Annotated in this window: 17 protein-coding genes; 9 read left to right on the forward strand and 8 right to left on the reverse strand. The window is 44.4% G+C overall.

What is annotated here, in order from left to right; all coding sequences use genetic code 11:
* The first annotated feature begins 273 nt into the window (after window positions 1-273).
* On the forward strand, window positions 274-1,509 hold the full coding sequence (locus tag AC4II3_RS17175) for a protein kinase domain-containing protein (RefSeq protein ID WP_488011039.1): 1,236 nt from the start codon (window positions 274-276) through the stop codon (window positions 1,507-1,509).
* On the opposite strand, the gene AC4II3_RS17180 is transcribed toward AC4II3_RS17175, so the two are convergent.
* The 4 genes from AC4II3_RS17180 to AC4II3_RS17195 form a co-directional block, all read right to left on the reverse strand.
* Entirely contained in the window at window positions 1,501-1,647 is a 147-nt protein-coding gene (locus AC4II3_RS17180) for a hypothetical protein (RefSeq protein WP_488029422.1), read from the reverse strand. The genes AC4II3_RS17175 and AC4II3_RS17180 overlap by 9 nt on opposite strands.
* 213 nt (window positions 1,648-1,860) lie before the next feature.
* Window positions 1,861-3,213, reverse strand: a complete 1,353-nt coding sequence (locus AC4II3_RS17185) for a helix-hairpin-helix domain-containing protein (protein WP_488012716.1) — start codon at window positions 3,211-3,213, stop codon at window positions 1,861-1,863.
* Between the two features lie 187 nt (window positions 3,214-3,400).
* Entirely contained in the window at window positions 3,401-4,054 is a 654-nt protein-coding gene (locus tag AC4II3_RS17190) for a CHRD domain-containing protein (protein ID WP_488012714.1), read from the reverse strand.
* A gap of 194 nt (window positions 4,055-4,248) precedes the next feature.
* A complete protein-coding gene (locus tag AC4II3_RS17195; RefSeq protein WP_488012713.1) occupies window positions 4,249-4,437 on the reverse strand; it encodes a hypothetical protein in 189 nt (62 codons plus the stop codon).
* Between the two features lie 699 nt (window positions 4,438-5,136).
* Here AC4II3_RS17195 and AC4II3_RS17200 point away from each other — a divergent pair.
* Entirely contained in the window at window positions 5,137-7,029 is a 1,893-nt protein-coding gene (locus AC4II3_RS17200) for an Rqc2 family fibronectin-binding protein (RefSeq protein WP_488012718.1), read from the forward strand.
* 237 nt (window positions 7,030-7,266) lie between these two features.
* Here AC4II3_RS17200 and lipB read toward each other — a convergent pair whose 3' ends face one another.
* Window positions 7,267-7,929 carry a lipoyl(octanoyl) transferase LipB gene (gene lipB, locus AC4II3_RS17205; RefSeq protein WP_488012711.1) on the reverse strand — a complete coding sequence of 221 codons (663 nt, stop codon included), beginning with the start codon at window positions 7,927-7,929 and terminating at the stop codon, window positions 7,267-7,269.
* 191 nt (window positions 7,930-8,120) lie between these two features.
* Here lipB and hpf point away from each other — a divergent pair, with 191 nt between their 5' ends.
* The 3 genes from hpf to AC4II3_RS17220 all read left to right on the forward strand — a co-directional run bounded on the left by hpf (window position 8,121) and on the right by AC4II3_RS17220 (window position 10,897).
* Complete coding sequence (gene hpf, locus AC4II3_RS17210) at window positions 8,121-8,762, forward strand: ribosome hibernation-promoting factor, HPF/YfiA family (RefSeq protein ID WP_488012709.1); 642 nt, start codon at window positions 8,121-8,123, stop codon at window positions 8,760-8,762.
* Between the two features lie 573 nt (window positions 8,763-9,335).
* Window positions 9,336-10,112, forward strand: a complete 777-nt coding sequence (locus AC4II3_RS17215; RefSeq protein WP_488012707.1) for an LmeA family phospholipid-binding protein — start codon at window positions 9,336-9,338, stop codon at window positions 10,110-10,112.
* Between the two features lie 146 nt (window positions 10,113-10,258).
* Window positions 10,259-10,897: a GerMN domain-containing protein gene (locus AC4II3_RS17220; protein WP_488012705.1), complete on the forward strand. Its 639-nt coding sequence runs from the start codon at window positions 10,259-10,261 to the stop codon at window positions 10,895-10,897.
* Between the two features lie 185 nt (window positions 10,898-11,082).
* On the opposite strand, the gene accB is transcribed toward AC4II3_RS17220, so the two are convergent.
* Window positions 11,083-11,568 (reverse strand): acetyl-CoA carboxylase biotin carboxyl carrier protein, encoded by a 486-nt coding sequence (accB, locus tag AC4II3_RS17225; RefSeq protein WP_488012704.1) that lies wholly within the window; start codon window positions 11,566-11,568, stop codon window positions 11,083-11,085.
* A gap of 144 nt (window positions 11,569-11,712) precedes the next feature.
* Entirely contained in the window at window positions 11,713-12,270 is a 558-nt protein-coding gene (gene efp, locus AC4II3_RS17230; RefSeq protein ID WP_488012702.1) for an elongation factor P, read from the reverse strand.
* 261 nt (window positions 12,271-12,531) lie between these two features.
* Here efp and AC4II3_RS17235 point away from each other — a divergent pair, with 261 nt between their 5' ends.
* From AC4II3_RS17235 to AC4II3_RS17250, 4 genes are all read left to right on the forward strand, one after another.
* Window positions 12,532-13,683, forward strand: a complete 1,152-nt coding sequence (locus AC4II3_RS17235; protein ID WP_488012700.1) for a peptidylprolyl isomerase — start codon at window positions 12,532-12,534, stop codon at window positions 13,681-13,683.
* 126 nt (window positions 13,684-13,809) lie between these two features.
* Window positions 13,810-14,856 (forward strand): thiamine-phosphate kinase, encoded by a 1,047-nt coding sequence (thiL, locus tag AC4II3_RS17240; RefSeq protein WP_488012698.1) that lies wholly within the window; start codon window positions 13,810-13,812, stop codon window positions 14,854-14,856.
* Window positions 14,857-15,032: 176 nt separating this feature from the next.
* Window positions 15,033-15,908 carry an Rpn family recombination-promoting nuclease/putative transposase gene (locus AC4II3_RS17245; RefSeq protein ID WP_490722846.1) on the forward strand — a complete coding sequence of 292 codons (876 nt, stop codon included), beginning with the start codon at window positions 15,033-15,035 and terminating at the stop codon, window positions 15,906-15,908.
* Window positions 15,909-15,945: 37 nt separating this feature from the next.
* Window positions 15,946-16,179, forward strand: a complete 234-nt coding sequence (locus tag AC4II3_RS17250; protein WP_488029419.1) for a DUF4351 domain-containing protein — start codon at window positions 15,946-15,948, stop codon at window positions 16,177-16,179.
* A gap of 347 nt (window positions 16,180-16,526) precedes the next feature.
* Here the strand turns inward: AC4II3_RS17250 and AC4II3_RS17255 are convergent, their stop codons facing one another.
* Window positions 16,527-19,880 carry a tetratricopeptide repeat protein gene (locus AC4II3_RS17255; RefSeq protein ID WP_490722847.1) on the reverse strand — a complete coding sequence of 1,118 codons (3,354 nt, stop codon included), beginning with the start codon at window positions 19,878-19,880 and terminating at the stop codon, window positions 16,527-16,529.
* Window positions 19,881-19,966 lie beyond the last annotated feature (86 nt).

Raw genomic sequence — 19,966 nt, forward strand, 5'->3', positions numbered from 1 at the left:
AGTAGGGAGCGGTGCGACCCGTGGCGAATTTAATTCGCCTACGGAAAGCGCACCGTAGGGAATATGGCCTCAAAAATTCTCACAATTCCTTGAGAATTGCTATCAGGGTTGGAAGTAATCAGGTAATTAGATAATGAGGGGATAGGGAGATCAGCTAGATAAGATCAAAAAATCCCCTACTGTCACCATTACTCCTGATCACATCATTGTTTATCTATTCGTATATAGGGGAATATATAATTATAGATAAAAACCCGACTGCTGACCACGATAATGAGCTACTGTCTCAATCCCACTTGCCCCAATCCCAAAAATCGAGAAGGAACTAAATTTTGCATTGCCTGTGGCTCGAAGTTGCTGCTCAAAGAGCGATACCGAGGGATTAAACCTATAGGTCAGGGTGGATTTGGTAAAACCTTCTTGGCTGTGGATGAAGATAAACCGTCTAAACCTCCCTGCGTGATCAAGCAGTTTTTTCCCCAAGCCCAGGGAACTAACACGGTTCAAAAGGCAGCTGAGTTATTCACCCTGGAAGCGGTACGGCTGGATGAGTTGGGCAAACATCCTCAAATTCCAGAACTGCTGGCGTATTTTTGTCAAGATAGCCAACAGTATTTGGTGCAAGAGTTTATCGATGGACAAAACTTAGTCCAAGAATTGGCAAGTCGGGGTGGCTTTAATGAAGCACAAATTCGGGCACTACTAGATGATTTGCTGCCATTGCTGCAATTTGTTCATCAACATCATGTCATCCACCGGGACATCAAGCCAGAAAATATTATTCGCCGCAGGGGTTTAAAGTCTTCTGTTGTGGGGGGAGCAACCCAGGTCCGTGGTCAACTGGTTCTGGTTGATTTTGGAGCATCGAAAGCTGCTACTGGCACTAGTCTAGGCAAAACTGGAACAGCGATTGGCTCATTTGGTTATGTATCACCAGAGCAAAGTATTGGTAGAGCAGTTTTTGCCAGTGACATCTATAGTCTTGGTATCACTTGTATTCATTTGTTGACCGATAAGCACCCCTGTGATTTATTTGATGTCAGGGAGGGTGTCTGGATTTGGCGCAACTTTTTGAGTCATCCTATTAGTGATCAGCTTGGTCGCATCATCGACAAGATGATAGCGGGGGCTATTAACCGACGTTATCAATCAGCGGCTGAGGTAAGTAAAGATTTGCATCTTCAGACACCTCCGGCAACACCTCTAAGGCAACAAAAACCAGTTACACCTCTAAGGCAACAAAAACCAGTTACACCTATCAAACCTACTGTACCATCAAAGCCTGCAGTCGGGGGATTGAATAAAAGGATTGCTCAAGAATTAGAAGAATTGAAGTCTGAAATTATGGGGAATCCGACCCCTAAATCAACCCATCAAACCCTTGGAAATCAAGTTTCTGGATCTAGTAGTTTACCGAAAACTAAAACTCAACTTGATCTGGAATTGGAGGAGATTCAATCTGAGTTTATTCGCTCTTCTAATCCTCAGCAAAATCCTGGTTCAGGTTGAGAAAGAAGGGAGTAGGGAGTAGGGAGTAGGGAGTAGGGAGTAGGGAGTAGGGAATAGGGAATAGGGAATAGGGAATAGGGAATAGGGAATAGTAAAAAAGAGCTCCGAATAGTTTTTGATGTTATTAGAAATCAGCAAGATTGTTGGCGTTGCGTCAGTCTTTGAATGAATAGGAGTAGAGTGGGCATCCTGCCCGCCCCACAAGATCGCCGAACAGGAAAGATGCCTATTCCACCTCACTCTTAAAATCATTCTATTATTAACCAACGCCAGATTGTTAATGAACTATTTGTAAATGCTATAGTTTTAGTAGATTGCTGAGAAGAGAAGAGCAAAGACTCAACTCCTTACTCAACTCCTAATAACTGGAGCAGTACGGGCATCAAATCCGTTAGCTTTGAGAGCATTAACGGTTACTTGGTCATCTTGCACCCAGTATTTAGAGTCAAAACGGACAAATTGATACTGGTGGGGTGCAGGAATAGTTGCCAGTACGGGTACTTTTGCCTGATGTTTTTTACCGGAATGTTTTTGCAGAATCGATTTTAATTGGTTAAGGTGGCTTGTCGTAACTTCCTGAGGGTTAAGTTCTACTACTACTGTTCGTAAACTTTCAATTAGCTCAGCATCCTCAATAATCAGCTGAATTTTTTCATCTCGCTCATCCACCTTCGCCCAAATAATTAAACGGGAATCGGCTTGCAGTAATGAACTAATTTTTTCGTAAGTTTTCGGGAATACAACTCCTTCAGCTTGACCGGTCAGATCTTCCATCTGCACAAAGGCCATGCGTTCATTATTTTTTTTGGTAAGGTGAGGCTTGACTTCAGTGAGCATCACAATAGCACTCAAAGTTGTCCCCTTCTTTTGGTCTCCTAACTCGGCCAAACTGACAGGAGAAAGAACTTGAGCTACTGGACGGGCTGATTTTAAAGGATGGTCAGACACATAAAAACCAAGCAATTCTTTTTCCCAATTTAATTTTTCTTGGCGTGAAAAATCAGAAACTGCTGGGGCGGTGGGAGCAGATTCCCAAGCATTATTGTTCTGATTTTGATCTTGCTCAGAATTAGTGTTGCCAAAGAGATCAAAAATGTTCAGCTGACCACTTTCTCGGTCTTTGGCACGGTCTTGGGCCCAACTAATCAATGGCTCCAGGTCTTTGATTAGTTGCTGGCGGTTGGGCTGAATGCTATCAAAGGCACCACAGTAAATCAATGCTTCCAAACCACGGCGGTTAAGGGTGCGCAAATCGACGCGATCGCATAAATCTGCCAAAGCCTTAAACTCACCACCAGTTTCCCGAGCCTTTATAATACAATTAATTGCTCCGTCTCCCAAATTCCGGATTGCTGAAAACCCGAACAATATACTATTAGAGATTGGGGTAAAATCAAAATCAGAACGATTGATATTCGGTGGCAAAATCTCAATCCCCATGGTTGAGCAAGTAGCAATATATTTCTGTATCTTGTCCGTGCTGTTACTACTCGCTGTCAGCAACGCTGCCATATATTCAACTGGGTAATTCGCCTTGAGATAGGCAGTTTGATAGGTTACATAGCCATAGGCGGTGGAGTGGGATTTGTTGAAGCAATTGGAAGCAACCATACCGTTTGCCAAAATAAAGTTATGGTCGCCCTGGACACCAATATCATAGACAGGTTTAGTACCTAAGGATTTGCGGCTGATGATTTTAACCATCGATTAAATTGACGGGGTAACTAGACTTTTACTTTTCCTGATTAGGGATTAGGGATTAGGGTTTAAATACTATAACCTAACATTATTAACCTAACATTATTTCTAATACCATTAACCATTAACCAACCACCATTAACCATTAACCTAACCCCTAATACCTAACCCTAAAAACTAAATTGACAGACTACTAGCTTACTAGCTTTCTCTTGATTGCTGAACCTGCACCAATGACTCCCACCGCTAGTAAACCTAATACTGAGAAAGGTTCGGAGACAGGGGTAGCAATGATTTGTCCTCTAATTATCCCTCCTGGGTCATTTTCTGAGTGAAGATTCAAATAGAGATCAGTATCTGCACCAGGAGCAGTAGCCAGCAATCCAGGAGCAATCTCACTCAAGGAAGTACTGGCAGGATCATCAAGATCCCAAATTCCTGAGATAGTGGTTGAGCCATCTGAGTTAAAGGTAACCGTGCGGTCATCATTATCCTGATCCGGAGCAAAAATACCAAAGACTACCGGACCATTTTCCCCACGGGGAGCTTGGTGAAAATGGAGCATGGTAGCCACATCTAGAGCATTGGCAGGACTTGGTACATCTGCTAGCTCGCTAAAGTCAACACCAACAACGTTAATACTGTAACTAAGTTCCGTAGCAGCATCATTGAGTTTTAAGCTAGCAGAGCCAGTTGCTGGGGATTGGGTAACCCCTCCAGGAGCGACTTCCTGAGCACTGTCCAATGTTGCTTGAAACAGGGTATAGGCACTGGCTGGTGTACTAGCGAAGGATGGCAGTAATGCCAATCCTGTGACTAAGGTTGTAGATGCGAAGAAATGTTTCATGAGTTTATTCTTTAGTGTGTAGACAATTGGAGATTTGACCGACCTAATAACTATAGTTTTTTTTCATCAGAGAAAAAAGCGATCAAGTGTCAACTTTTATAACGTTTTTATGGCTCAGTTTACGGTTGACGGCTGACGGCTGAATGCTTACCCACAAACCACTGTCAACCGTCCACAAACAACCAGTTATTTATTTATTTTTTATCTAATTCCTCCCCAGTATCAAAAATAATCACAAATTCGACATCAGGCATCAGCTGTCGGAGACGGCGCAGGTGACCCTCTGCATCTGAACGTTTACGGAAGCGAGCAACAACTACTCGTTGCATGTTGGGTAATAACCGCACAATTACCCACGGACTAAGACGGTCGCGATAGGTCATAATAAAATTATCTCCTATGTTACTAGGGGTAATAGCCAGCCCCGTGGTTTTTGAGGTTCAGGGGGCTGGTTTTTGACCTTATTAATTAAGGTCACTTTTATTATAGCACAAAAATACTATTTTCGGATATTTTTTTGGGTAAAAATTGTAATTTCTATATTACTTAATTAGTACAAAATTAGGGTGCATTGTTAATGAATTTTACAGGCAAATATAAAATTGGATTTGCCATTAACCATTACTAAGTACTATAAACAATCTAATAGCGATTGCTTAATTGCTGAAACAGAGTCAAAAAAGTTTATTAATTGATGTAATTAGGGGACTATATACAATTGGAATATTTGATTTTATTGGAAAACCAAACTGAGGATATCTTTCACCTATTGCTAGCATGCCTCTTGCATCTTGCCTTTGAGAGTATGTTCACAACCGAAATAAAAAGCCTATAAGATCGTAGCCCTAAGGCTGACTTATAGAATAGTATTGTAAATGCCCAAAATGGGAACTGGGCTAGAGTGCGTTCGCGTAGCGTGGCCTACGGTCAATCGCTTTTAGCGGAAGCGAAGCTTCATCCCATAGCTAAAGCCAAAATTCGATGCGCGCCCATTGAGGCGCTAGGCGATGCTCGGTACGAGCCGCTACGCGATCGCATTCTCAAACCCGAATCCTACCAAGCTCAGATCTGGCACCTGGCCCATGCAACCTGTTGACTATACCACCCTGACCGCTGCTTGTTCTGAGTTGCGTGCTACCTGGGTACCAGGACGTACCGAACAAGTCTATCAACGCGATCGCTACACCATTGCTATCGCCCTACGCACCCTAAATGGTCGAGGTTGGCTCACCATTTGTTGGCACCCCCAAGCTGCCCGGATTTGCATAGGAGATCCACCACCAAGGGTTCCCGACACCTTCACCTTTAGTGACCAACTGCGGCACCAGTTAGGTGGCTTCGCCCTAATTGCCATCGAAACCATTGCCCCTTGGGAGAGAGTCTTAGACCTGCAATTTGCCAAACGCCCTGGAGAACCCCCGACTTGGCATTTGTATGTAGAAATTATCGGCAAATACAGCAACCTAATCCTAACTGATGCTGACAATCTGATTGTCACTACTGCTCATCAAGTCAGTAACCAGCAATCCAGCGTCCGTACTATTCAAACCGGTCAACCCTACGAACTCCCACCAGCCCTGACTGGCACTAGCCCCAGTTTGACTGAACCGTACCAGAGCTGGCAAGAACGAGTCAGTTTGATACCAGGAGCAGTAGCAAATCAGTTACTCAAAAGTTATCGAGGATTGAGTCCCACCCTCGCTCGCTCAATGGTACAAGCAGCTGGTTTAGACCCAAAGCAATCCACCGAAACCCTAGAAGAATCCGACTGGCACAACCTATTTCAACGCTGGCAACAATGGTTACAAACCTTACTAAACGCTAGCCACTTCTCTACAGACAACCCACAACCATCTAACCTTCAACCATCTAACCTTGGCCAAAAGGCCACGCTACGCGAACAACCAACCAACCTTCAACCTGCCAACCTTAAACCTGCCAACCTTAAACCTGCTAACCTTTTTCACCCAGGCTGGACAAACCAAGGATATACGGTAATGGATTGGGGGATAGTTAAACCAGCTAAAAATATCCAAACCTTACTCAATTCCTACTACACCAATCAGTTCAATCAACACGAGTTTGCCCGATTGCATAACCAACTCACTCAGAAGCTAAATAATAACCTACGAAAACTACGGCAAAAAGCTTCTAGCTTTAACGAACGTTTACAGCAATCTGACCAAGCTGATCAATCCCGAGAAAAAGCTGACTTATTAATGGCATATCTCCAGGATTGGCAACCAGGGATGAAATCCATCACCCTACCGGACTTTGAAACCAACCAGCCAGTCAAGATTCCCTTAAATCCTGAGAAAAATGCTGTCCAAAATGCCCAAGCTCTCTACAAGCGACACCAAAAACTGAAACGAACTCGGGATGCGGTTGAGCCATTACTAAAAGAAGTACAAGAGGAAATACAGTATTTAGAGCAAGTCGAGGCATCATTGACTCAGCTAAACACCTATAACACTCTAGACGACTTACAAACCCTACAGGAAATCCGGGAAGAGCTAATTGGGCAAGGATATTTAGAAGCTTCTGCTCAAAGGAGTCGTAATCTATCGGATGTTTCACAGCCCTATCGATATCAGACTCCCAGTGGCTTTGAATTATTGATTGGTCGCAACAATCGGCAAAATGACCAGCTGACATTTCGCACAGCTGGGGATTATGACCTCTGGTTTCATACCCAAGAGATTGCTGGGAGTCATGTACTACTGAGATTAGAGCCAGGAACAGTAGCTGATCCAGCAGATTTGCAATTTGCTGCTGATCTAGCCGCTTACAACAGCCGGGGGTGTCAGAGTGAACAGGTACCAGTTGTTTACACTAAACCCAAATATGTCTACAAGCCCAAAGGCGCTAAACCAGGCATGGCGATTTATAAGCACGAGCAAATCCTCTGGGGGCGTCCTGATCAAGGTCGTAATTACCTGATCAAATCTGCCTCAACCAAAAAATGTAAACTTTAATTACAAAAAAGAACGTATTCTCTGTTACGATAAATTTAAAGCAGAAATTTTTAGGCTGTCGGTTTGGGAACGCGCAGCCTGGATTTTCCTCATGGAAAACGACGACGTATCTCTAATTAATTACGTGGATCATACCAGCTGTCTTCACAGCTGGTGATTTTTTTAATAAAAATTAACAAATATACGGTGGAAAGAGGCAATACCGTTACCCTAAAACCAGCATGGGCAGGACTTTAGCTATTTGGTATCAGCAAAATCCCCTTGGTCAATCAGTTGCACACCAAAAACCTCAGCAAATTTACCACAGAGATCTAACCTTACCTGTTTCACACTAAGATCCGCAATAAACTGAGCTAGACTACCCACCGGTTTATCCGCAATGCCGCAGGGAACGATATGATTAAAACCTGCAAGGTCAGGACAGACATTCAAAGCAAAGCCATGCATGGTAATCCAGCGCTTCACCTTAATGCCAATGGCAGCAACTTTACATCCTTCTAGCCAGACACCAGTCATCCCAGCCACCCGCTCACCCTTTAGTCCATAGACAGCCAATACTTGGATCAAAACTTCCTCCAGCTGTCTGAGGTACCAGTGTAAATCTTGGCGATAATACTGGAGATTGAGAATCGGGTAGCCTACCAGCTGTCCAGGACAGTGGTAGGTCACTTCACCACCACGCTCTATCCGATGCAGCTCCGAGTTAACCTGATTGGGATCGAATTTGAGAAAGTCAATACTCGACCCTTTTCCTAGGGTGTAAACTGGTGGATGCTCCAGCAACAGGAGAATATCATCCAAACTGGAATCTTGGAGCCGTTGACTAACTAGCGATCGCTGTTGCTCCCAAGCCACTGTGTAAGGGACTAAGCCTTGATGACTAATTAAACATTTACGCACAATCCTTAATTATCTCATACTTTATGCCCTATTTTATCAATGTCAACGAATGCAAAGGAATTTAAAGAGAAATCAAGAGTTGATGTTCTCTAGAATACAAAGTGATAGGGTAAGAGTATGAACCAATAGCAGATCTCCCCAACCTCCACTGCTATTGTCAAGTGCAAACGTTACGAGATGGAGTAGTCAGTATGAAGCTTGTTATCCAAGGTAAAAACATCGATATCACCGATGCAATTCGTGACTATGTACATCAAAAAATAGAAAAGGCGGTCAATCATTTTCAAAACATTACTAATCAGGTAGATATAAATCTATCGGTGGCTCGTAATCCTCGGATAAACCCTAAACAGACAGCTGAAGTAACCATTTATGCCAATAAGACAGTGATTCGTGCCCAAGAGGGGACTGAAAACTTGTATGCCAGCATTGATCTGGTGGCTGATAAGATTCATCGTCAACTGCGCAAATATAAGGAGAAGCTGCAATCCCAGAAAACCCGTAATCAGGCCAAGACAGAGGTAATACTAGAAGAAGAATCGGTGGAAGTTGATCTGATTAGCGATCGCACTCCTGAGCTACCGGAAGAAGTGGTGCGCATGAAGTATTTTGCCATGCCGCCAATGACTGTAGAGGAAGCTTTGGAACAACTAGAGCTAGTAGACCACGATTTTTATATGTTCCGGAACATTAAAACCGGGGAAATTAATGTAATCTATGAACGCAATCATGGCGGATATGGAGTAATCCAGCCTCGTAATGGCAATGGTAAAACTCACCACACTAACGGTAAGGTGCTTCAAAGCCTTAATGCTGCCGCAGGATTCATATAAAAACTCGGCTGTTGGTTAAAGGTTGACCGTTGACCGTTGACCGATCACTAGAGTTAACAAAATCTTCTCAAAGCTCCACACCATCTTAAAAGCTTGGTGTGGGGTTGTTTGCTATCACAATTTATGCCTGACGTTATGGTGTTTCCATTGAAATTTGAATTGTGAGAAGGAAAACCAGTGTTCATCCCCTGCTCTTAGCACAGGGTTGTTCAACTGGGTTTTGGGATAAGATTAAGAGGGAATTTTATTGTAAGGACATCGATAGAAATAAACAGGACTTACCCCAGCCAGCTGGTTATTGACGGTAATTACACCGATTTAAACCTTTGATGTATTACCAGAAACCAGGGTTTAAGGGTCTTGGTGCGTAAGTCCTGATCAAGTTAACTGTGTTAAGACCTGTGTAAGATGTGTGAAGGCATTGAATCCTCTTCTATTGCCTGATAGGCAAGTTTATTGTTCCCAAGTCTTAACAGTTAACTTGTATTTTGCTCTACTATTTACACCTACCCTATCTCCCTTAACTCCCCTCCTTGCCTCACCTCACTTTTAACGTTCTGCCTTTTTTTTTTCATGGAATTTTTGACCATATTCCTATCAGGCTTAATCACTGTCGTTTCTGGGGTGGGTTTCATCCTCGACAAGGTGATCGAAAGCAATATCCGCTCCCAGTTTTCCCAGGTCGAGCAATTGCAAGTCCGAGTTAACAACACTCCCAATTATCAAATTTTGCCAGGCAAAGTAGACCAGGTTTTAATTGCTGGTAAGGGGTTATGGCTGACGCCAGATATCCGGATTGGTCTCTTGGAATTAGAAACTGATCCGATTGACCTTGATATAGAGAAGGTCCGTAACAGTGGTAAAGACTCACTAGCGAAATCTCTGAGGCAACCGCTACAAGCTGGAGTGCGTCTAGTTTTAACCGAGTCAGATATCAACCAAGCTCTAGAGTCGCCGGAAGTTAGAGAACAATTAAACGATTTGATCAATGCTGTGATCAGTCGTGGCAGTAGGCGTTATAAACTACTGAATTCACAAGTAAACTTCCTAGATAACAACCGTATTTATTTACAAGTGACATTACAGCAAGGAGATAATCAACCCCTAGAGATTATCTTAAACTCCGGTGTGGCCATCCTGAGCGGGAAAAGCATACAGCTAATTGAACCAACGTTGTCGGTTGATGGGAACCCACTGCCTCCTCAGGTAATCAAATTATTTGTTGGTAGTCTTAGCCAGCGCTTAAATCTCAGCAATATTGAAGATGAAGGCATTACAGCCCGAATCTTACAATTCCAGTTAAATCCTAGTGAATTAGAATTAGCAGCATTTGTGCGGATCAAGGAGTAAACCGTGTTAAGTATAAAATATGAAAGATGAAGGATGAAATATCAAGCATGAAGTATCAAAAAATCAATTGGGTTTCGTAGCACTAATCAGATCTGATCACAGCCAATCAAATTACAGTAAATCAACCTTTTGATTAATCAGTTATTATGCATGACCAACAAGACGATCGTGGTATTCCTCTCGGTGTGATTGCCAGTATTTCCATCCTAGTCTTAGCAGCAGCAGGTGGAGGTAGCTGGTGGGCATGGCGTTCACAGCAATCTTCTCCAGAAGTGCCTGTGACAACTACACCCGAGTCATCTACACCCAAGTCATCTCAGACTATACAACCCACAACTGACAAACCCTCAACTAAGGAAAAAATTCAGGTCTATTGGCTCAATGATGTTGATAATAAAATTGTTTTAAGTCCCAGTTCAATTCCCTTAAATAATAAGAGCCTTAACAAAGGTGAGATCTTAGAGAGCGCATTCAACAGTTTATTGGCTGGCCCGACCAATGGCAAATTTACGACCACTATTCCCCAAGGTACAAAACTACGGGGTGTTTCTCTCAAAAGTGATGGTGTTCATGTAGACTTGTCCCAGGAATTTACCGTTGGTGGCGGCAGTAGCTCCATGAGCGGTCGTCTGGCGCAAGTTGTTTATACAGCAACCAGTCTCGACCCCAATACTCAGGTATGGATTGAGGTAGATGGGAAACAACTAGAGGTTTTAGGTGGAGAAGGCTTAATCCTTGATCAACCACTGACTCGCCAAGATGTCAATCAAAACTTCCCACTCTAGAGGTTTCCCAGGTTAGACTGCTTTGAGCAGTTGCTCACTAGCGTTGGATGAAAATTTTTCAACCGACGCTGCGGCAAATAAATATACGTTGGCAGACCTCTAATTCGCATGCCCAGCAAACCTATTTTCGCTTCTAGCAGCTATTATTAGCTTGACATCTGTCAAACCTATCTAAAGAGTAATCCTTAGTCAGGTTTAATCCGCATTAGTGCTTGACCATATTCTATTGGTTCTCCATTTTTCACCAAAATTTCCATGACTTGTCCAGTCACTTCTGCTTCAATTTCATTCATCAGCTTCATAGCTTCAATAATACAAACAGTTTGACCAGCACTAATGCGTTCCCCTACCTCCACAAAGGGGTCTTCATCAGGACCAGGAGCACGGTAAAATGTCCCGACCATGGGTGACTTAATTTCCTCCCACTTTTGATCTACCCCTGGTGGAGGTACTGTTGGGGCTGGTGTTGGGGCTGGTGTTGGGGCTACCTCTACGGAGCCTGTAGCGCCTTGATAAGGAGTGCTAGCTCCACCGGAATCAATAGTAGGGGTGATACTGACCCCTTTACGCACTGTGAGTTCAAAATCATCACTCTTGAGGGTCAGTTCTGTAATATCGGTTTGAGCAATAGCAGCTAGGAGATCACGAAGTTGATTGATGTCTAATGCCACAATTTTTAAAAAGAGGTTAGGGTCTTGGGCCTAAAGGCTAAGGATGAAGATTTTTTGGCATTATTTTGCCTTAGTAGTCAGCTGAGTCCATTATCTTGATTGCCATGATATATTAAGAGCATCAAATAAAGGCATCAAAACAATTTACTCGCGACCAAGATAAGAATCATTACGGGTATCGATTTTAATCCGCTCTCCTATGGAAATAAATAGAGGAACCATCACCTGAGCTCCCGTTGAAACAATGGCTGGTTTGGTACCACCAGTAGCGGTATCACCTTTAACACCAGGATCGGTATCGACTACTTCCAACACTACAGAATTGGGCAGTTCTACTTCTAGAATCTGGTCGTTCCAGAAGAGGATGTTCACCTCCATTTCTTCATTGAGATACTTGGAGCGATCGCCAATCTGTGATTCACTCAGGCGAGATTCCTCAAAGGTTTCCATATCCATGAAGACAAAGTCATCGCCCTCTTTGTAGGTATGCTGCATAGGACGTTTTTCCAGGTTTGCCTGGGGTACTGTTTCCCCAGCCCGGAAGGTTTTCTCGACAACATTCCCTGTCTGGACATTTTTTAGTTTGGTACGAACAAAGGCGGAACCTTTTCCAGGCTTGACGTGGAGAAATTCCACCACCCGCCATACGGATCCATCTAACTCAATGCTGACACCAGTGCGAAAGTCGTTACTAGAAATCATTAACCTGCTAACTCGGGCAGAACAATCGGCATCTTATTTTACCCTTGAGAGGTTGAAGGTTGAAAGTTGCACTTTGGAGGTTAACGTAAAGATTTGTGCCAAAGCGCTGCGGCAAGGAACTTGCCAACCCTAAACTAACCGAAGCGAATGGGTCAACAGTATCATAAACTACCTTGACATGGGAAGATATGAGATGAAGTTTTGATACGTTGTGGATCAGCCTTGACACCACTGGTGTAATGCTTGGGGTAATTATTTTTTATGAAACGTTTAAAGATTTCTTTGCCAGATTGGTGGAAACGCTTGACCAAGACTACCCTCTTGGGGCTGCTGTTAATGTCCCTTTCCTTAGGTCTGAGTGGAGCTTGGTGGAACTTTAAGTTTAACTTTGGTAATCAAGAACCTCCTCGTGAAAGTCGATTACCAGGGGGTAATGCCATTACTGATGGTAAAGCTCTGTTGCGCTACGGCTTACCGATAGATAATCAGCCAGTGCGGAAAATACAAGCCAGTTTGGAGGATATTTCTCAACAAATGCGGGCAAAACGCTGGAGTCCCATCACCAGTGATATTACTAAAGCTGCTGTGGTTTTAACTAGTAGTGATCAGAAATTGCTAGCGGACATTCCAGATGCCAGAAAACCCCAAGGCGAAGCCCTAATTGCCGAGCTCCAAGCCGAAATTGCTAAGATTCGAGAAGCTGTGGAGGCTAAAGACAAGGAAAGCGTCTTGATTGAGCGCGGGATACTCTTGGATAAAGTTGGGGAACTGGAACAATTGATGGTAGAGGAGTTTCCCTTTGAGGTACCCCCAGAGTATAGTAACTTACCTCAACTTAAGGGTCGCGCTACCGTGGAAATGACCACAAAGGAAGGTTCCTTGAGAATGGTGGTAGATGGCTACAATGCTCCAGTCACAGCCGGTAACTTTGTGGATTTGGTACAGCGGGGTTTCTATGATGGTCTAACCTTCAACCGTGCTGAAGATAACTATATCCTGCAAGCAGGAGACCCTCCAGGAAAAGCGACAGGCTTTATTGACCCGGAAACTGGTGAATATCGAGGGATTCCCATAGAAATCATGCTGAAAGGGGACTCGGAACCGGTTTATGAGTTTACCCTGGAAGAAATTGGTCGTTATCGTGAGCAACCTGTGCTGCCTTTCTCTGCTTATGGTACCCTAGCTATGGCACGTCCTGCAGAAGACCCCAATGGTGGCTCTTCTCAGTTTTTCTTCTTCTTGTTTCAACCAGAACTTACCCCAGCTGGTATCAACTTCATGGATGGGCGCTATTCTGTCTTTGGCTATGTGGTAGAAAACAAAGAGTTACTCAGACAGCTCAAACGAGGGGATGTAATTGAGTCGATGAGAGTTATTGATGGGGCTGAAAATTTAGTTGAGCCCCAGGCATAGCTATCCTATCGGTTGAACGGTCAGCTCCTTAACCCCTGCGGCGAAGCCAGGGATTAGCTGGACTAATTACTGATAACTAAGTTGATTCCAGTGGGAAGTATCAATCAATAGATAGATCGTTTTCTCGTGACCATTGAATTACTAAAAGATATCGGAGAACAAGGTCTTCTAGAACGGTTACAGCCTTTCTGTCCACCAGGGATTGTCGGGGATGATGGAGCGGTAATTCCCCCTCCAGAGTCTGGTCAATCCTTGGTGATTACTACAGATGTTTTGGTGAATGGGGTGCATTTTAGCGATCGCTACGGTGGGGTAAGCCAATGCACTACTAGTCCAGAAGATGCTGGTTGGCGTGCTGCTGCTGCTAATTTGTCTGATTTAGCTGCTATGGGAGCATCTCCCCTAGGCATTACGGTAGGCTTAAGTCTGACAGGGGATGTAGCGGTTAGCTGGGTTGAGAGACTTTACCAAGGCATGACTCAGTGTTTGAACCAGTACAATACACCGATAGTCGGGGGAGATATCTGTCGCTCGCCAGTTATTGCTATTGCTATCACTGCCTTTGGTCAAGTCTACCCCGACCGAGCTATCCGGCGCACAGGGGCGAAGGTGGGAGATGCCATTGTGGTAACAGGTGTTCATGGTGCTTCCCGGGCTGGACTAGAATTACTCCTCAAGCCAGATTTCGGCAAACACTTAAGTCCAGAGGAACGGCTATCTCTGATTAAAGCTCACCAGCGTCCTCAACCTAGACTTGATGTTATAGCTTTACTGGAGTTACAGGTTAACAGGTTGAAGCTTGAAAGTTCTAACTTACAACTATCCATTGCGGGTATGGATAGTAGCGATGGTTTAGCAGATGCTATTGTACAAATTTGTCGTGCCAGTGGTGTTGGTGCTGAGATTGATTCCAACCGAATTACCCTACCTCAAAGCTTGAGTAAATTGGTGTCCCCAGAGCAAGCTTTGGATTGGGCGTTGTATGGTGGTGAAGATTTTGAATTAGTGCTATGTTTGCCCACTGAAGCTGCTGAAGAATTGGTGGCACAACTGGGGGAGGGAGCAGCAGTAATTGGCAAGATTACTAGTGGTAATCAGGTTTGGTTGAAAGATCAAACTGGCACTTATGCTGATCAATTGCTGAGTTTAAATAAGGGATTTCAGCATTTTTGAAATTTTCCCCTTAGAAGTTATTAACTGGATTTACTATTATTCCTTCTGTATCTGATCGAAATCAGAACTGCTCCGTTATCATAACTTGACTCCATAAACAAGATCCAGGTGCGATCAATTTTCTGGTTCAGATTCACTACAGTATCTGAAATAGTATTAACTTTGAACAATTTGCCTTGGCTTACGATAATATCTGTAAATACCTAGCAGAAGAATACCCATCGGAGTTTTTTCACTGGCTATTGGGTGAAGAACCTAGAGATATTCAGGTACTTAAAGCCGAATTGAGTAGTGAACCCATTCAAGCTGATGCTCTGAGTTTACTGCAAAGTACTAACCAAATTCTGCACCTAGAATTTCAAACCTTGCCCCAATCTGACCCACCACTACCATTTCGGATGTTGGACTACTGGGTCAGACTACACCGCAAATACCGATGTCCCATTGAACAGGTGGTAATTTTTCTAAAGTCTACAACCTCACAGATGGTATTCAATAACGAGTTTAGGGATATTAATACCTGGCACCGTTATAGAATAATTCGCCTGTGGGAGCAAGACCCATTACCACTATTGGCTAATCGCGCTTTGTTACCCTTGGCAACTTTAGCCAGGAGTAATCAGCCCCTAGGATTGTTAGAGCAAGTCGTTGCCCAAGTGGATAGAATTGAAGAAAAACCATTACGGGGAAACCTAGCGGCCTGTGTGGATGTGCTGGCTGGTTTACGGTTTGACAAAAATTTAGTCTGTCGATTGTTGAGGGAGGAAGTTATGGAAGAATCAGTTACCTATCAAGATATTATCCAAAAGGGAGTCCAAAAGGGACTCCAGCAGGGACTCCAGCAGGGACTCCAGCAGGGGCTCCAGCGCGGCAAGCAGGAGGGAGTTCTATTAATTGTGATGCGTCAGCTAACCCTGAGGTTAGGTTTACTTGACCCTGTGCTCCAACAGAAGATTGAAGGATTATCGATTACTCGATTGGAGGAATTGAGTGAAGCCTTGTTGGATTTTGAGACAGTAACGGATTTAGCGGTTTGGTTGGAGCACGGCTGACATTGAACTATTAGTGTTCACCTTGTCAGAGGAAGTTATGGAAGAATCCGTTACCTATCAAGATATTATCCAAAAGGGACGCCAGCGCGGCAAGCAGGAGGAAGCCCTATTAATTGTGATGCGTCAGCTAACCCTGAGGTTAGGTTTACTTGACCCTGGGCTCCAACAGCAGATTGAAGGATTATCGATTACTCGATTGGAGGAATTGAGTGAAGCGTTGTTGAATTTTGAGACAGCAACAGATTTAGCGGTTTGGTTGGATAACTGCTGAAATTGAACTGTCAGTGTTCACAAATATTTTTTGTGGGGACATGATTTTGATAAGACCTGATTAGATCAGGTCTTTTTTAGATCTTATCTAAATCAAAATTGCTCGGATATCATAACTTGAATCAATAAACAATATCCAGGTGCTATCGCTGTTTTTTCGGAAGCATTAACAATCAATTTCAGTACTAAAATAATCAAATATTATGACTTTTGCCTACTACCTGTTTCCTTTTATTTATTCACTGAAAGCATCAAATATTATGACTTTTACCTACTACCTGTTCCCTGTTCCCTGTTCCCTGTTCCCTGTTCCCTTTTCTTTCTTCCCTACTCCCTACTCCCTACTCCCTACTCCCTATTCCCAGCATCTCCTGTCAACGAAAATGCTGCCCAAAAATAAGGATGGGGATATGTTTCCCGTAAATCTTTCTGGGCTTGCTGTAATGCCTCCGCTTTGTTCATTCCCCCTTGCCAATGGCTGTAAAATTGCTTCATTAACAGTCCTGTCGCCCTATCATCCACATTCCAGAGACTTGCAATGATAGTGGGGGTTCCGGCATACAAGAAAGCACGGTTTAGTCCTACCACTTCATCACCCCGGCTCAATTCACCGATTTTGGTCTGGCAGGCGCTGAGCACAACTAAATTGGTATTGGTTAAATCCAACCCGTAGACTTCATGAACTTCTAAAGAACCGTCGTGCTGGTTATCTTTTAGTAGACGGATGGCGCTGAATAGGGGGTTAATCTGGTTGTACTCCCCATGAACCGCTAGGTGTATAATTCCCGATTGTTTAGCCCTAGACCGGAAAGCGCTTTCGGTAGCGGCTTTCCCCACCAGAGCTTTGGTCTTGAAGAGGTTGGCAATAGTCTCTACTTCGTTTTGAGCATGAGTTAAGGGGGAGAGTCCCGGAATAGTGGGATCTCCCAGGGCGAGAAGACTGCCTGTGGTTGATTTGCCCTTGTCGGGTAAATAGCGCAGGATGCTAGCACTGGGCAGGGACAATAGGGCGTAGTTGTCACTGAGGTACTGCTGGCCATCAGTGAGGGCAGCGAAGGGGAGATAGTGCAGGATACTGTGGGGAACAATGGTGATGCTGGTGGTGTTGAGATGGGGCTGGAGGGGTACAATTAGCCAGTCGTGCAGGTTTTTCAGTTCTAGGGGATGGGGTTCATCTAAGTCAGGAAAGTCTTGGAACAATGTCAGTTCTTCGGTGAGTTGTTGGCGAGTGACATTGATAGGGACAGCTTGGAAGCTGTTGCGGGTGATAATGAAGGCGAGGGTGCGTTCATTTGTGACAAAGTACTCGACTAGGGTAGTATCGGCATCCAGCAAGCCTTGGATTTCAGGGAGGGAGGCAACCTCTACAGTTTTTAAGCTAGCGGTTTCAGGGCTTTGGACTTTTAATTGAACCAGCCAGTCCTGGTAGTCTTTCCGCAGAGCAGTTCGGTTGTTTTCGGTTTCAGCAATCGTTTCGTTATCCCACTGGTTTTTGGGACCGTTGCGGAGGGTAATTAATTGCTGGGTTAGGGCATTGATTTCAGATTTCAGGTCTTGTTCCCGTTCCAGGAGTTTGGAGTCAGCCCCAGCACGAAAGTCTATCTTCTCATTAGCCAGTTGGTCGAGGAAGGCTTTGGCTCTTGCCCGTTCGACATAGTTGAAGGCTGCTTCAAAGTCTTTTTGGTTCCAAAGTAGGTTGATGAGATTTTCGTAGGTATCTACCTCCTGACTGGCATAAGAGGTTATCAACTCTTCTACTTTGATGTCACCTTGGATAGATTCAGTAACATCAATGGCTTGCTTGTAAAACTCAATGGCTTTTCGGTATTGCCCTAGGCGATAGTAAGTATTCCCGAGATTGCCTAGGGAGGCCGCTTCCCCCTGACGGTCTTCCAGTTCCCGCTTAATGGATAAAGACTGCTGATGAAACTCAATGGCTTGGCGGTATTGCCCTAGGCTATCGTAAGCATTCCCGAGATTGTTGAGGGATTTGGCTATCCCCTGACGGTTTTCCAGTTCCGTGTCTATGGCTAAAGACTGCTGATGAAACTCAATGGCTTGGCGGTATTGCCCTAGGCCACCGTAAGCATTCCCGAGATTGTTGAGGGATTTGGCTATCCCCTGACGGTCTTCCAGTTCCCGCTTAATGGATAAAGACTGCTGAAAAAACTCAATGGCTTGGCGGTATTGCCCTAGGCGACCGTAAGCAATCCCGAGATTGTTGAGGGATTTGGCTTCCCCCTGACGGTCTTCCAGTTCCGTGTCTATGGCTAAAGACTGCTGATGAAACTCAATGGCTTGGCGGTATTGCCCTAGGCTATCGTAAGCATTCCCGAGATTGTTGAGGGATTTGGCTATCCCCTGACGGTTTTCCAGTTCCGTGTCTATGGCTAAAGACTGCTGATGAAACTCAATGGCTTGGCGGTATTGCCCTAGGCTATCGTAAGCATTCCCGAGATTGTTGAGGGATTTGGCTATCCCCTGACGGTTTTCCAGTTCCGTGTCTATGGCTAAAGACTGCTGATGAAACTCAATGGCTTGGCGGTATTGCCCTAGGCTATCGTAAGCATTCCCGAGATTGTTGAGGGACTTGGCTTGCCCCTGACGGTTTTCCAGTTCTCTGTCAATGGCTAAAGACTGCTGATGAAACTCAATGGCTTGGCGGTATTGCCCTAGGCTATCGTAAGCATTCCCGAGATTGTTGAGGGACTTGGCTTGCCCCTGACGGTTTTCCAGTTCTCTGTCAATGGCTAAAGATTGCTGAAGAAACTCAATCGCTTTGCGGTATTCCCCTAGGCGACGGTAAGCAAACCCCAAATCTTTGAGGGAGATAGCTTCCCCCTGACGGTTTTCCAGTTCCCTCTCAATGACTAAAGACTGCTGATGAAACTCAATGGCTTGGCGGTATTGCTCTAGGCTATCGTAAACATTCCCGAGATTGCTCAGGGAGATAGCTTCCCCCTGACGGTCTTCCAGTTCCCGCTTAATGGATAAAGACTGCTGATGAAACTCAATCGCTTTTCGGTATTGCCCTAGCTTACGGTAAACATTCCCGAGATTATTGAGGGAGCCCGCTTCCCCCTCACGGTCTTCCAGTTCCCGATAAATGCCTAGGGCTTCTTGCCAGGACTTGAGCGCAGCTTGATATTGACTGGTCTTATCTTGTTCGATTCCCTGCTGTAACAGTTGGTCAGCTTTAGCCTTAAGTAAGTCTGAGGGGGTGGCTGCTCTCCAACTCAGGGTATAGCTACCAGTTTCTTGCTTATTGTAGGAGTTAGCCCAAATCACATAAGTCCCCGTGGTCGGTAGAGTAACGGTAATCCGGGCATTTTTTCCCTCACCACCGTTGTTATCCTTAGCAATTCGGTTACCTTCTGGGTCAATTAAAATCAGTTCAGGGTCAAATTCGTTGCTGGTTAGTTCAATCGTAATCTGCTGCCCTGCTTTCCCCTCAAAGGTATGGGAATTGTAGTACCTGTTGTCTTCCAGAGTCTGGCTGCTGCTATCAAGGCGATCACGAACTGTGGTATTCTCTAAGGCAATCCTTTGACCAGAGGACTTCATTAAGGGTATAGTCTCTGGAGCAGTCAGAGATTGTGCTGGAATTTCCCAAAACCTGGGGTTAGTATCAGCTCCCAACCCTGGCAAACTCCCCACTCCTAGCAGAGTTGCTATGGTAAAAAATACAGACTTAAGTGGCACTGGCTTTGATGGTAATTTCCAATAGAGAAGAACTGAATCAAATAGGAAGTTTAATGTAGGGTTTCTGAAAACTTACTTTACAGCCG

This window comes from Moorena sp. (assembly GCF_982860115.1).

Excerpts from the sequence above, each read along its gene's own strand:
- AC4II3_RS17250 (WP_488029419.1), top strand. The coding sequence starts at position 15,946 with ATGGAAGAATCCGTTACCTATCAAGATATTATCCAAAAGGGACGCCAG.
- AC4II3_RS17195 (WP_488012713.1), bottom strand. The coding sequence starts at position 4,437 with ATGACCTATCGCGACCGTCTTAGTCCGTGGGTAATTGTGCGGTTATTA.
- AC4II3_RS17200 (WP_488012718.1), top strand. The coding sequence starts at position 5,137 with ATGCAACCTGTTGACTATACCACCCTGACCGCTGCTTGTTCTGAGTTG.
- hpf (WP_488012709.1), top strand. The coding sequence starts at position 8,121 with ATGAAGCTTGTTATCCAAGGTAAAAACATCGATATCACCGATGCAATT.
- AC4II3_RS17215 (WP_488012707.1), top strand. The coding sequence starts at position 9,336 with ATGGAATTTTTGACCATATTCCTATCAGGCTTAATCACTGTCGTTTCT.
- AC4II3_RS17220 (WP_488012705.1), top strand. The coding sequence starts at position 10,259 with ATGCATGACCAACAAGACGATCGTGGTATTCCTCTCGGTGTGATTGCC.
- AC4II3_RS17185 (WP_488012716.1), bottom strand. The coding sequence starts at position 3,213 with ATGGTTAAAATCATCAGCCGCAAATCCTTAGGTACTAAACCTGTCTAT.
- efp (WP_488012702.1), bottom strand. The coding sequence starts at position 12,270 with ATGATTTCTAGTAACGACTTTCGCACTGGTGTCAGCATTGAGTTAGAT.
- AC4II3_RS17235 (WP_488012700.1), top strand. The coding sequence starts at position 12,532 with ATGAAACGTTTAAAGATTTCTTTGCCAGATTGGTGGAAACGCTTGACC.
- AC4II3_RS17190 (WP_488012714.1), bottom strand. The coding sequence starts at position 4,054 with ATGAAACATTTCTTCGCATCTACAACCTTAGTCACAGGATTGGCATTA.
- AC4II3_RS17175 (WP_488011039.1), top strand. The coding sequence starts at position 274 with ATGAGCTACTGTCTCAATCCCACTTGCCCCAATCCCAAAAATCGAGAA.